General features: G+C 64.4%; 10 protein-coding genes. 2 read left to right on the top strand and 8 right to left on the bottom strand.

The window, feature by feature from the left end:
• Positions 1 to 159: 159 nt before the first annotated feature.
• The 8 genes from J6500_RS04135 to urtA all read right to left on the bottom strand — a co-directional run bounded on the left by J6500_RS04135 (position 160) and on the right by urtA (position 8116).
• The gene (locus tag J6500_RS04135) at positions 160 to 999 is read right to left on the bottom strand and encodes an aldo/keto reductase (protein WP_225711391.1); all 840 of its coding nucleotides are present in this window, start codon (positions 997 to 999) and stop codon (positions 160 to 162) included.
• Positions 1000 to 1221: 222 nt separating this feature from the next.
• The gene (locus J6500_RS04130; protein ID WP_225711390.1) at positions 1222 to 1569 is read right to left on the bottom strand and encodes an FmdB family zinc ribbon protein; all 348 of its coding nucleotides are present in this window, start codon (positions 1567 to 1569) and stop codon (positions 1222 to 1224) included.
• A gap of 86 nt (positions 1570 to 1655) precedes the next feature.
• The gene (fmdA, locus tag J6500_RS04125; protein WP_225711389.1) at positions 1656 to 2885 is read right to left on the bottom strand and encodes a formamidase; all 1230 of its coding nucleotides are present in this window, start codon (positions 2883 to 2885) and stop codon (positions 1656 to 1658) included.
• 30 nt (positions 2886 to 2915) lie between these two features.
• Positions 2916 to 3605, bottom strand: coding sequence for an urea ABC transporter ATP-binding subunit UrtE (gene urtE, locus J6500_RS04120; protein WP_225711388.1), 690 nt, complete (start codon positions 3603 to 3605; stop codon positions 2916 to 2918).
• Between the two features lie 175 nt (positions 3606 to 3780).
• Positions 3781 to 4536 carry an urea ABC transporter ATP-binding protein UrtD gene (urtD, locus tag J6500_RS04115; RefSeq protein WP_225711387.1) on the bottom strand — a complete coding sequence of 252 codons (756 nt, stop codon included), beginning with the start codon at positions 4534 to 4536 and terminating at the stop codon, positions 3781 to 3783.
• A gap of 11 nt (positions 4537 to 4547) precedes the next feature.
• Positions 4548 to 5684: an urea ABC transporter permease subunit UrtC gene (gene urtC / locus J6500_RS04110; RefSeq protein WP_225711386.1), complete on the bottom strand. Its 1137-nt coding sequence runs from the start codon at positions 5682 to 5684 to the stop codon at positions 4548 to 4550.
• A gap of 17 nt (positions 5685 to 5701) precedes the next feature.
• Positions 5702 to 6628 (bottom strand): urea ABC transporter permease subunit UrtB, encoded by a 927-nt coding sequence (gene urtB / locus J6500_RS04105; protein WP_225711385.1) that lies wholly within the window; start codon positions 6626 to 6628, stop codon positions 5702 to 5704.
• A 225-nt stretch (positions 6629 to 6853) separates the two neighbouring features.
• Entirely contained in the window at positions 6854 to 8116 is a 1263-nt protein-coding gene (gene urtA / locus J6500_RS04100) for an urea ABC transporter substrate-binding protein (protein ID WP_225711384.1), read from the bottom strand.
• Positions 8117 to 8290: 174 nt separating this feature from the next.
• Between urtA and J6500_RS04095 the strand changes: the two genes are divergently transcribed.
• Together J6500_RS04095 and J6500_RS04090 are read left to right on the top strand one after the other, a co-directional pair.
• Entirely contained in the window at positions 8291 to 11659 is a 3369-nt protein-coding gene (locus J6500_RS04095; protein ID WP_225711383.1) for a hybrid sensor histidine kinase/response regulator, read from the top strand.
• A complete protein-coding gene (locus tag J6500_RS04090; protein WP_225711382.1) occupies positions 11649 to 12575 on the top strand; it encodes a response regulator in 927 nt (308 codons plus the stop codon). The genes J6500_RS04095 and J6500_RS04090 overlap by 11 nt, the downstream gene beginning before the upstream one ends.
• Positions 12576 to 12637 lie beyond the last annotated feature (62 nt).

Below are 12637 nucleotides of genomic sequence, written 5' to 3'. Positions count from 1 at the left end.
AATTCCGCAGCAAGGACAATGCCCGAAAACGGGACTCCGATATGCGTCAGCGCGCGCGACGGCCTGCCGCAGACCGCGCGCGGCCGCGGCCGCAACAATTTGTTAGGGATTGTGTGAAGCGGATCGGAAAGAGCGCTTCTGAATGGGGTGACGTCACATTCAGAGCATCGGCAGCGAACGCGGCTTTGGCCCGCGCGGAAAAGCCTCGTCGAGCGCGGCGATCTCGCGGTCGCTGAGCCGGAGATCTCCCGCCGCCGCATTCTCGGTCGCATGTTCCGCGCTCGACGCCTTCGGAATCGTGAGCACGGACGGCGCACGGGCGAGAAAGCTCAGCGCCACCTGGCGCGGCGTCGCCTGATGCGCCTGCGCGATCGATTGCAGCACCGCACCGCCCTTGCTCGACGCTGCGGGAAAATCGTTGTGGCCGAACGGTGAATAGGCGACGACGGCGACGCCGTGCTGCGCGCACCACGGGATCACGGCGTGCTCGATCGCGCGCTCGCGCAGATGGTAGAGCACCTGGTTGCAGGCGATCTTGCCCTCGCCTGCGATGTCGAGCAGCTCGTCGAGATCCTCGGTGTCGAAATTGCTGACGCCCCAGGACCGGATCTTGCCCGCCGCGATCAACTCGTCAAACGCGGCGACGGTCTCCGCCAACGGATAGGTGCCGCGCCAGTGCAGCAGATAGCAGTCGAGGCGATCGGTCTTCAGCCGCTTCAGCGACCGCTCGCAGGCCGTGATGGTGCCGCGCCGCGAAGCATTGCTCGGCAGCACTTTCGAGACCAGGAACACATCGTCGCGCCGGCCGGCGATGGCGTCGGCGATCACGAGCTCGGCGTCGCCATACATTTCGGCGGTGTCGATATGTGTCATGCCGGCATCGAGACCGCGGCGCAGAGCTGCGACGGCCGCCTTGCGGTCGCCGCGATCGAGATACCAGGTGCCCTGCCCGATCGCCGACACCTGCGGGCCGTTGCTGCCGAATGCCTTTGTCTGCATGGTCGTCTTGTTCCGCGATTCTGGCCCCGCGCGGAACGATAAACGAAAGAGACAACCCTGTCTCCACATCGTCGCGGCAAAAGCCGGGACCCATAACCACAGGGTTGTGTTGTTGAAGCAGGCTGTAGCCCCAGCCGCTTTCAACAACCCAAAACCGTGGTTATGGGTCCCGGGTCAGGCCCGGGACGACAGTGGAGTATGTTGCGCGATCCGTGGCCGCGACTAGTGGCTGATCATCCACGGTCTCGCCGTCTGAAAACCGACGGCGCCGCTCTTGGTCTTGGTCACCAGCCGCCCCGGCTTCTTCTTGCCGGTTCCGCAGCAGCCGCAGCCCGAGCCGTGCGCGGCCTTGTACTGGTCGAGCGTCTTCGGGGCGTGGCGGCTCTGTTCGTTGGTGGCGTTCGCCTTGCGCCTGTCTGATGGCATGCAGAAGAACGCCGGCGCGGTCAGGATCACGCGCGGCGCGCTCGTTTCGCATTGCGGGCAGTCCTGCGGCAGGTCGCATTCGGCCATCGGCCGCATGTCGGTGAACGGGCCGCAATCGTTGCAGAGATATTCGTAGACGGGCATTTTTCGATCCTTGCGCAATCGTGTGTGATGTCGGCGATGGATGCGGGGCGGCAAGAACGCGCCGTCCCGCACCCTTCGCGCAGGGATCATTTGTCGGGCGAGATCGGCATCTGCACGTCGCCGGTGATGTGCTTGATCGGACCTGCCGCCGACGGCATCACGTCGAAGTCGAAGATCTCGGTCGGCAACCACAGCGTGGCGCAGGCGTTGGGCACGTCGACCACGCCGGAGATGTGGCCCTGGCACGGCGCGGTGCCGAGGATCGAATAGGCCTGTGCGCCGGAGTACCCGAACTTCTTCAGATACTCGATCGCATTGAGACAGGCCTGGCGATAGGCGATGTGGACGTCGAGATAATGCTGCTTGCCGGCCTCGTCCACCGAGATGCCTTCGAAGATCAGATAGTCCTTGTAGTTCGGCGTGATCGGCGACGGCTTGAACACCGGGTTCTTGATGCCGTATTTCGACACGCCGTCCTTGATGACGTCGACCTTGATGTGCAGCCAGCCGGCCATCTCGATGGCGCCGCAGAACGTGATCTCGCCGTCACCCTGGCTGAAATGCAAATCGCCCATCGAGAGCCCGCCGCCCGGCACATAGACCGGGAAGTAGATCTTGGAGCCGCGTGACAGATCCTTGATGTCGCAATTGCCGCCATGCTCGCGCGGCGGCACGGTGCGGGCGCCCTCGAGGCCGATCTTGGCCTTGACGTTGCCCTTGGCCTGACCGGCATGCGCGGTCGGCGCGAACGGCGGATTGGCGAGGCCCGGCACGCCGGTCGGATTGGTCGCGATCAGCTCGGCTTCGCGCGCATTCCACGCCGCCAGCATCTTGGCATCGGGCAGACAGCCGATCAGGCCGGGATGGATCAGGCCGGCGAAGTTGACGCCGGGGACGTGGCGCGACGAGGTGTAGAGGCCCTTGATGTCCCAGATCGACTTCTGCGCCAGCGGGAAATGGTCGGTCAGAAAGCCGCCGCCGTTCTGCTTGGAGAAGAAGCCGTTGAAGCCCCACAGGCTCTCCTTGAGCGGGCCGACATCGAGCAGATCGACGACCAGGAGATCGCCGGGCTCGGCGCCCTTGACGCCGATCGGGCCGGACAGGAAGTGCACGATCGACAGATCGATGTCGCGGACGTCGTCGGCGGAGTCATTGTTCTTGATGAAGCCGCCGGTCCAGTCGACGGTCTCGATGATGAAATCGTCGCCGGGGCTGACCCACTCGACGATCGGAACCTCCGGATGCCAGCGGTTGTGGATCTTGTCGTTTTCATAGGCCGACTTGCTGAGATCGACCTTGATCAGTGTATCTGGCATCGCAGTGCTCCCCTGGGTTACGCGGTTGATTTAGACAGACAGATATTTCGAGATCTGCGCGGCATCGACGCTGTCGCGCGGATCGTCGCGGACGATTGCGCCGTTCTCGATGACGAGCACACGGTCGGCGATGTCGAGCGCGAAGCTCAGCACCTGCTCGGACACAACGATCGACAGCCCGCGCTCGTCGCGGATGCGCTTCAAGGTGCGCGCTATGTCCTTGATGATTGACGGCTGGATGCCTTCGGTCGGCTCGTCCAGCAGCAATACCTTCGGCTTGGTGGCGAGCGCGCGGGCGATCGCCAATTGTTGTTGCTGACCGCCGGAGAGATTGCCGCCGCGGCGGCCCTTCATCTCGAGCAGCACCGGGAACAGCTCGTAGATGTCACCGGGCACCTCGGAGCCGCCGGACACCACGAGCCCGGTCTCGATGTTCTCCTTCACCGTCATGGTGGAGAAGATCATGCGGCCCTGCGGCACATAGGCGAGCCCCTTCGCGACGCGCTCGTAGCTCTTCAGAGTGCCGAGCTCGGTACCGTCCATGGTCACCTTGCCGCTCCTGGCCGGCAGGATGCCCATCAGCGATTTCATCAGCGTGGTCTTGCCCATGCCGTTGCGGCCCATGATCGCGACGATCTCGTTCGGCGCGACCTGGACGTTGAGGCCGTGCAGCACCTCGCTCTGGCCGTAGGCGACGTGAAGATCGGAGATTGCCAGCATGCTCTGTTGCTCCTTATCCGTTAAGCACCGGACCACCTCACCCCGCTTGCGGGGAGAGGTCGGCACGAAGCGCCGGGTGATGGGGACTCTCCAGGCACCGAGCTCGTGGAGGGGTCCCCGCAGGCGGGAGAGGGAGACGAGGCACTGCCTTCGCTTCGATTGAACCTGGTCATGCTCAGTGCCCCAGATAGACTTCGATCACCTTGGGATCGTTCTTGACGTGCTCCATGGTCCCCTCGGACAGGATCTGGCCCTGATGCAGCACGGTGACCTTGTGGGCGATGTCCTCGACGAATTTCATGTCGTGCTCGATCACCAGCACCGAGCGATCCTTGATGATGCGGTTGAGCAGCTCGGCGGTCTTGGCGCGCTCGGACACGCTCATGCCGGCGACCGGCTCGTCGAGCATCAGCAGGTCCGGGTCCTGGATCAGCAGCATGCCGATCTCGAGCCACTGCTTCTGGCCGTGGCTGAGCTGGTCGGCATAGGTGTTGAGGCGGTCCTTGAGGAAGATCATCTCGGCGACCTCCTCGACCCGCTGCTTGACCACGTCGTCGCGCTGGAAGGTCAGCGAGCCGAACACGGTACGGCCGCGCGGGAACGAGATTTCGAGGTTCTCGAACACGGTGAGATCCTCGAACACCGACGGCGTCTGGAACTTGCGTCCGACGCCGGCCTGCACGATCTCGTTCTCGCGCAGCCGGGTCAGCTCCTGGCCGCGGAACTGGATCGAGCCTGAGGTCGCGCGGGTCTTGCCGCAGATCAGGTCGAGCACCGTGGTCTTGCCGGCGCCGTTCGGGCCGATGATGACGCGGATTTCGTTCTCCTCGACATAGAAAGAGAGATCGTTGACCGCCTTGAAGCCGTCGAAGGAGACGGTGAGGCCGGAGACCGCGAGCAGGAAATCCTTGGGCTGATGACCGATGAGCATGATGTCCCTCCTCACTCGGCCGGCGCGCCATCGGCGACATAGCCGGCCGCCGGTTTCGGCTTGCGTGACGCCAGCAGGCGGTCGATGCGCGGCTGCACGTGGTCGGCCCAGATGCCGGAGAGCCCGTTCGGGAACGCCAGCACCACCGCGATGAACAGTGCGCCGAGGCCGAACAACCAGAGCTGCGGGAACGATTCCGAGAGCGACGTCTTGGCGAAATTGACCAGCAGCGCGCCCCAGACCGCGCCGAAGATCGACATCCGGCCGCCGACCGCCGTGTAGATCACCATCTCGATCGAGGGCACGATGCCGACGAAGGACGGCGACATGAAGCCGACCTCGAGCGTGAACATGGCGCCGCCGATCGCGGCGAACACCGCTGCGGCGCAGAACGCGAAGATCTTGAAGTTGGCGACGCTGTAACCGGAGAAACGCACGCGATCCTCCTGCTCCCGCATCGCCACCAGGATGCGCCCGAGTTTTGTCAGGCGGATGAACTGCGCGGCGACGATGCAGCCGAACAACAATACCACCTCGACGAAATAGAGGATGTATTTGGCGTGATCGGTGCGGATATCCCAGCCATGCAGCGTGCGCAGGTCGGTGATCCCGTTGATGCCGCCGGTGTAGCCCTGCTGGCCCACGATCAGGATGGTCATGATCGCGGCGATCGCCTGGGTGATGATCGCAAAGTAGACGCCGCCGACCCGGCGCTTGAACATCGCCGCGCCGATGATGAAGGAGAAGATCGCCGGCACCACGATGATCGCGATCAGCGCCACCGGAAAGCTGTGGAACGGCTTCCAGAAGAAGGGCAGCGAGGTGAGCTGGTTCCAGTCCATGAAATCCGGAATGCCCGGCGTCGACTGGATCTTGGTGTTCGCGACCGACGATGCCTCGAGCTTGAGGTACATCGCCATGCAGTAGCCGCCGAGGCCGAAGAACACGCCCTGCCCGAGGCTTAAAATGCCGCCGTAGCCCCAGCACAGCACGAGGCCGATGCCGACGAAGGCATAGGTCAGATATTTGGCGACCAGGTTGAGGCGAAAGATGTCCAGCGACAGCGGCAGAACGAGGAACAACAGCAGCGCGAGCGCAAGGAAGCCGACGAGTTCGGAGCGATTGAAAAAGCGCGAGTTGATGATCATGACCAGCCTGCTTGTTCTTACTTGCGGACCTTGAGCGCGAAGAGCCCCTGAGGACGCACCATCAGGATCGCGACGATGGTCAAGAGCGTGATCACCTTGGCCATCGAGCCCGACAGGAAGAACTCCAGCGTCGACTGGGTCTGCGAGATCGAGAAGGCGGAGGCGATGGTGCCGAACAACGAGGCGGCGCCGCCGAACACGACGACCAGGAAGGTGTCGACGATGTAGAGCTGGCCGGCGGTCGGCCCGGTCGAGCCGATCATGGTGAAGGCCGAGCCAGCGATCCCTGCGATGCCGCAGCCGAGCGCGAACGTATAGCGGTCGACCTTCTCGGTGTTGATGCCGACGGCGCCGGCCATCACGCGGTTCTGCACCACGGCGCGCACCTGCTTACCCCAGCTCGACCAGAACAGCACGTAGGCGACCGCGATCGTGATCAGGATGGTCAGCGCCATCACGAACATGCCGTTGATCGGGATCTGAATCGAGTCGGTCGCCTGCCAGGAGCCCATCATCCATTCCGGCAGCTCGACGCCGACCTCGCGGGCGCCGAAGATCGAGCGATAGGCCTGCTGCAGGATCAGGCTGAGGCCCCAGGTCGCCAGCAGCGTATCGAGCGGACGCTTGTAGAGATGACGTATCAGCGCCCATTCGACCAGCATGCCGAGCGCGCCGGAAGCGATGAAGGCCAGGATCATCGCGATGAAGAAGTAGCCGGGGAACAGCCAGGGCGCGATGTGCTGCACGGTGTTCGACGTCATCCAGGTGACGTAGGCCCCGAGGATCATGAACTCGCCGTGAGCCATGTTGATGACGCCCATCTGGCCGAAGATGATGGCAAGCCCGAGCGCCATCAGCACGTAGACGGAGAACAGGATGAGCCCGGCAAACCCCTGCATCGCAAGGATGGCGCCGAGATCACTGAACGAATAGTCGCCGAACATTGATGTCCTCCGTGACCAGCGCACGTCGCGAACCGCTCGCGACATGGAGAATTGATCGCGTGGCACAGTGCCTCGCTGCACCTCTTCGGCTTGCGGGGGAGGTCGCATCGTCAGATGCGGTGCGCGTGGGGCTCTCACCCCACAAAGAGCGCAACCCGTTGAGAGACCCCCACCCCGACCCTCCCCCGCGAGCGGGAGGGGGGGCGCAGGTCTTCTGCAGAAGCGTCACTGGTAGCCCTTGGGGAACGGATCCGGCTCGACGAGATCGGCGGTCTCGTAGATCAGCTCGTACTGGCCGTCGGCTTTGGCGCGGCCGACGCGGGTCTTCGACCAGAGGTGATGGTTCTCGTGGATCCGCACATAGCCTTCCGGCGCGCCCTTGAACTCGACGCCGGGCGAGGCCGCCGCGACCTTGTCGATGTCGAAGCTCTGCGCCTTCTCCACCGTCAGCTTCCACAGCCACGGGCCGAGATAGGCGGCCTGCGTGACGTCGCCGATCACGGTCTTCTCGCCCCACATCTTCTTGAAGGCCGGCACGAAGGCCTTGTTGTTGGCATTGTCGAGCGACTGGAAGTACTTCATGCAGGCGTAGGCGCCGGCGATGTTCTCGCCGCCGATGCCGTCGATCTCGTCCTCGGTCACCGAGATCGTCAGCAGCGTCTGCTTCGACAGATCGATGCCGGCCGCCTTGAGCTGCTTGTAGAAGGCGACATTGGAGCCGCCGACGATGATGGCGTAGATCACGTCCGGCTTGGTCAGCTTGATCTTGTTGATGACCGAGTTGAACTGGGTCGAGCCGAGCGGGAAGTATTCCTCGCCGACCACCTTGCAGCCCTGCAGATGGTTCTCGATGTGCTTGCGCGCGATCTTGTTCGAGGTGCGCGGCCAGATGTAGTCGGAGCCGAGCAGGTAGAAGCTCTTGGCGCCCTTGGTCTTGTTGACCCAGTCGAGGCCGGCGATGATCTGCTGGGTCGCCTCCTGGCCGGTGTAAATGACGTTCTTGGACTGCTCGAGGCCTTCGTAGAAGGTCGGGTAGTACAGCATGCCGTTGTACTGTTCGAACACCGGCAGCACCGCCTTGCGCGAGGCCGAGGTCCAGCAGCCCATCACGGCGGCGCATTTGTCGTTGACCAGCAGCTTCTTGGCCTTCTCGGCGAAGGTCGGCCAGTCGCTGGCGCCGTCCTCCTGGATGAACTTGATCTTGCGGCCGAGCACGCCGCCGGCGGCATTGATCTGCTCGATCGCGAGCTTCTCGGCCTCCACCGAGCCGGTCTCGGAGATCGCCATGGTGCCGGTGACGGAATGCAGGATGCCGACGGTAACTTCGCTATCGGTGACTGCAAGGCCCGTCGTGTTGACCGCGGAGGTTGCAGGAACGTCGGCAAATGAGGGACGCGGGAGCATCGAGATGGCCGGCAGCGCGGCCATTCCCATCAAGAGCTTGCGGCGAAGCGGAGACTTCAGGCCTGGTCTGGTTTCGTCTGACATGAGCACCCCATCTGGTTCGAGAACGCTTACGGATGAGGCGAGGATTGCTCAGTTTTGTGCAGCGCACTGATACGTGAGATCGCGTATACTGCACCGCAAAATAGCGACGTAGGTTTTTTGGTACGGGATTTGCCCGCGACGGCATCAGGCAGCGCGGACCAGGAGTGGCAACGAGTGGCAGGGCGGCAGCGGATCGACCGCGTCAGGCGCCAGTACAATCAATGGGTCGCCAACCAGACGCTGGAGGACTATGCGCTGCGCTTCACGGCCAAGAGCGCAAGACGCTGGTCCGCCGCCCGCGTCGCCAACACCGCCCTCGGCGCGATCTCGTTCCTGGCACTGGAGGCGATCGGCGGCACCATCACGCTGAATTACGGCGCGATGAACGCGACCGCGGCAATCCTCGTCGTCAGCGTCATCATCTTCCTGTGCGGGCTGCCGATCGCCTATCACGCCGCCAAATGCGGCATCGACATCGACCTGCTGACCAGAGGTGCCGGCTTCGGCTATATCGGCTCCACCATCACCTCGCTGATCTATGCCTCCTTCACCTTCATCTTCTTCGCGATCGAGGCGGTGATCCTCGCCAGCGCGCTCGACATGTGCTTCGGCATCCCGCGGCCGATCGGCTATCTGATCAGCGCGGTCGTGATCATTCCGCTGGTGATCTACGGCATCACGCTGATCAGCCGCTTCCAGCTCTGGACCCAGCCGCTCTGGATCATCCTGCACATCATGCCGTTCGCGGCGATCGCCTGGGCCAATCCGCACTCGTTCACGGAGTGGCGCAAATTCGCCGGCGATCATGGCGACCCCGCCGGACATCTCGACCTGCTGCTGTTCGGCACTGCGGCGTCGGTGGTGTTTGCGCTGGTGGCGCAGATCGGCGAGCAGGTCGACTTCCTGCGCTTCCTGCCGCGCGACCGCCGCACCTCGCGCAAGGCGTGGTGGATCGCGCTGCTCGGCGCCGGTCCCGGCTGGATCGTGCTCGGCGCGCTGAAACTGCTGGCCGGCTCGTTCCTCGCCTTCTTCGCGCTCAGCCACGGCGTGCCGGCCGACCACGCCGCCGAGCCCGCCAACATGTATCTGGAAGCGTTTCGATACGTGCTGTCGCAGCCGGATCTGGCGCTGGCGCTGACCGGCAGCTTCGTGATCCTGTCGCAGGTCAAGATCAACGTCACCAACGCCTATGCGGGCTCGATCGCGTGGTCGAACTTCTTCTCCCGCCTCACCCACTCGCATCCCGGCCGCGTGGTGTGGCTGGTGTTCAATGTCGTCGTCGCGCTGCTGCTGATGGAGATCGGCGTCTACAAGGCGCTGGAGCAGACGCTCGCGCTCTATTCCAACGTCGCGATCGCCTGGGTCGGCGCGCTGGTCGCCGACCTCGTCATCAACAAGCCGCTCGGCCTGCGCCCGCAGCACATCGAGTTCAAGCGCGCGCATCTCTGCGACATCAATCCGGTCGGCGTCGGCGCGATGACGATCGCGACCGTGGTGTCGATCAGCGCGTTCTACGGCCTGTTCGGCCCGACCGCGAAGGCGCTGTCCGCCTTCGTCGCGCTGGCCGTCGCCTTCGTGGCCGCGCCGCTGATCGCCTGGGCGACCGACGGCAAATACTACATCGCGCGCAAGCCGAAGCGGAGCTGGCAGAACATCGACCAGATCCAGTGCTGTATCTGCGAGCATTCTTTCGAGCCCGAGGACATGGCGGCTTGCCCGGCCTATGCCGGACCGATCTGCTCGCTGTGCTGCTCGCTCGATGCGCGCTGCCACGACCTCTGCAAGCCGCATGGGCGGATCGGGGCGCAGATGTCGGAAGCACTGGGCAAGGTGCTGCCGCAGCCGATCTACGTCCGCATCAATTCGCAGCTCGGCCATTATCTCGGCGTGTTCGCGGCATCCGCCGGTCTGGTCGGACTGGTGCTCGGGCTGATCTACCTGCAGACCTCGGCGGCCGTGCATGCCGACGAACTGCTGGCCGACGTGCTGTGGAAGGTGTTCTTCGCGCTGATCCTGATCATCGGCGTTGTCGCCTGGCTGTTCGTGCTGGCGCAGCAGAGCCGGCGCGCGGCGGAGGACGAGACGCGGCGGCAGACCGCGCTGCTGATCCAGGAGATCGACGCCCACAAGCGCACCGATGCCGAGTTGCAGCGCGCCAAGGAGGTGGCGGAATCGGCCAACCTCGCCAAGAGCCGCTACGTCGTCGGCCTCAGCCACGAGCTGCGCTCGCCGCTGAACGCGATCTCCGGCTACGCGCAACTGCTGGAGCAGGACAACAGCCTGCAGACCCGGCCACGCGACCAGGTGCGCGTGGTCCGCCGCAGCGCCGACCATTTGTCGGGCCTGATCGACGGCATCCTGGATATTTCCAAGATCGAGGCGGGCCGCCTCCACCTTTCGCGGGACGAGGTGCGCCTGACCGACTTTCTCGACCAGCTCGTCGGCATGTTCCGCCTTCAGGCGGCCGCGAAAGGCATCGAGTTCATCTTCAAGCGGCCGAGCGTGCTGCCGCTGGTCGTCTATGCCGACGAAAAGCGGTTGCGGCAGATCCTGATCAACCTGCTCTCCAATGCGATCAAGTTCACGCAGACCGGCCACGTGCAGTTTGTGGTGCATTACCGCAGCCCGGTCGCCGAGTTCGAGGTGATCGATACCGGCCCCGGCATCCAGGCCGACGATCTCGAGCGCATCTTCGCGCCGTTCGAGCGCGGCGCGCTCGGCATCGCCCAGCCGCAGACCGGCACCGGCCTCGGTCTCACCATCAGCCGCCTGCTGGCCGGCGTGATGGGCGGCGATATCAAGGTGAGCAGCACGGTCGGCGCCGGAGCTACGTTCCGCGTCAAGCTGCTGCTCTCCGAGGTCACCAATCCGCGGCGCGAGGCGCCGGTCGATGCTCCCGTCTACGGCTACCTCGGCCCGCGCAAGACCATCCTGATCACCGACGACGACCCCACCCATCGCGACCTCCTGCGCGAGGTGCTGGCGCCGCTCGGCTTCATCCTGCTCAGCGCACCTGACGGCCCCGGCTGCCTTGCGCTGGCGCAGCATTGCCGGCCCGACCTGTTCCTGCTCGACATCTCGATGGCTGGCATGGACGGCTGGACGGTCGCCGAAGCCCTGCGTTCGGCAGGCCACCATCAGGCCCGCATCCTGATGATCTCGGCCAGCGCGCTGGAGGCGCATGGCGCACCGCTGGCGCAGCCGTTCCACGACGGCTATCTGATGAAGCCGATCGACATTCCACGGCTGCTCGAAACCATCCGCCAGCTCTTGAAGATCGAGTGGCAATACGAGGCCGAGCAGGCCCCCGCTCCGCAATGGAAGCCGGACAGCGGCGCGCGGCCGCCCGTCAAATATGTCGAGGAGCTGATCGGCCTCGGCCAGCTCGGCTATATCAGGGCGATCCAGCTCAAGCTCGACGAGATCGGCAACGAATCTCCCGAACACGCCGGTTTCGTCGCCCAGATGCGCACGCTGGTCGACCGTTTCGATCTCGACCAGTACATGGCGACGTTAAAGATATTGCACAGCTATGACCATTGACCCCAAGAAGCGCGACGTCGCCCTCGTCGTCGACGACTCGCCCGAAACGCTGCGCCTGCTCACCGACGCACTCGACGGCGCCGGCATGACCGTGATGGTGGCGCTCGACGGCGCCTCCGCGATGCGGATCGCCGAGCAGATCACGCCCGACATCGTGCTGCTCGACGCCGTGATGCCCGGCATCGACGGGTTCGAGACCTGCCGGCGGATGAAGCGCGATGCCGGGCTCGACGGCGTGCCGATCATCTTCATGACCGGACTCGCCGAGACCGAGCACATCGTGCGCGGGCTGGAGGCCGGCGGCGTCGACTACGTGACCAAGCCGATCGTGGTCGAGGAGATGCTGGCGCGCATCCGCGTCCACCTCGCCAATGCGCGGATGACCCAGAGCGCCCGCGCCGCACTCGACGTCTCCGGCCGCTATCTGCTCGCGGTCAACAGCGCCGGCAAGCTGCTCTGGGCGACGCCGCAGGCGCAGCGGCTGTTGTCCGACACGCTGGCGGGCGACGGCGAGGATTTCGTGCTGCCCGATCCGATGCCGCAATGGCTCGACCAGGCGCAAAAGGGCAAGTCCGGCGCCAAGACCGCGACCATGGCATCGTTTCCAGGCAACGATCAGCTTCGCCTGCAATATATGGGCAAGCTCGGCCCCAACGAATTCCTGCTGCGTCTCGCCAAGGACACTTCCGGCGACCTGCCCGCCGAATTCTCCAGCGAGCTCGGCCTGACCACGCGTGAGGGCGAGGTGCTGTCCTGGCTCGCCAAGGGCAAGACCAACCGCGACATCGCGCAGATCCTCGGCCTCAGCCCGCGCACCGTCGACAAGCATCTGGAGCAGATCTATTCCAAGCTCGGCGTCGAAAACCGCACCGCCGCCGCGGCCATTGCGGTCAATGCGAGGAACAGGAGGGGGTGAACGCTGATCCCTCCCGGTCATGCTGCGAGAATCTGAATGCATGACGAGCAGACTCAGCGTCG

Source organism: Bradyrhizobium semiaridum (genome assembly GCF_020329505.1).
Classification (GTDB): domain Bacteria; phylum Pseudomonadota; class Alphaproteobacteria; order Rhizobiales; family Xanthobacteraceae; genus Bradyrhizobium; species Bradyrhizobium semiaridum.
The sequence above is the reverse complement of the archived record's forward strand: the minus strand, read 5'-3'. Positions and strand labels throughout refer to the sequence as shown.